The sequence below is a fragment of the Neolewinella lacunae genome (assembly GCF_014349155.1).
Classification (GTDB): domain Bacteria; phylum Bacteroidota; class Bacteroidia; order Chitinophagales; family Saprospiraceae; genus Neolewinella; species Neolewinella lacunae.
On the sequence record NZ_JACSIT010000101.1, the window covers coordinates 1 to 703 of the forward strand.

A 703-nucleotide genomic window follows, 5' to 3' on the forward strand; every position below is an offset into this window, starting at 1 on the left:
ACCTTGACGCGAACACGCTGACGACGCTTCCTGCCAACATCAGCAAGTGCTACGAAGTGTTCTCCAACAACCGCAGCGCTACGGCATCCGGCCAGGTTGGTGCGGTAGCTGGCACGACGGTAGCGGGTACGATGGCCCCCCAACTGCGGGCCCGCCTGCTGGCCGGTGGCCTGACGCCGCTGCTGCCGACCTTCACGGACGGTTGCACGGACCGCATCCGGGTCTGCGTCAACGACGTCGTCGCTTTCGACGCCATCGACCCCCTGTGTGAGGACGTCATCCTGACGCGCACCTTCACGGCTACGGAGATCGCCGTCTGCCCCACGGCAGCTGGCGAAGCGAACGAGAGCGTAACGTCCTCGTTCCGCATCATCTTCAACCGCCCGACGCTGGAAGACCTGGACGTATCTGCCGTTGAACCGGTAGTGTACTTCGAGCAGTGTGGCGTAGCCAACCCGACGCGGGCCAACTACCCCGCACCGCGCCTGATGACGCCGACCTTCCGTGGTGACTACCCCGTGCTGAACATCGGTGGCCGCATCTTCGGTCTCCGCTCCGGCGAAGCGATCTGTAACATCGGCGTGACCTACGCCGACGGCGAAGCGATTGTGACCTGCCCCTTCACCTACAAGTTTGTGCGGACCTACACGGTCATCGACTGGTGCAACCCGGGCGACGTACGCACCTTCACCCAGGTGGTGAA

General features: G+C 63.9%; 1 protein-coding gene. It reads left to right on the top strand.

Annotated features, from left to right (window positions below):
• Positions 1–703 (top strand): hypothetical protein (locus tag H9S92_RS11205; protein WP_187466810.1); only part of this gene is annotated, 703 nt, incomplete at both ends.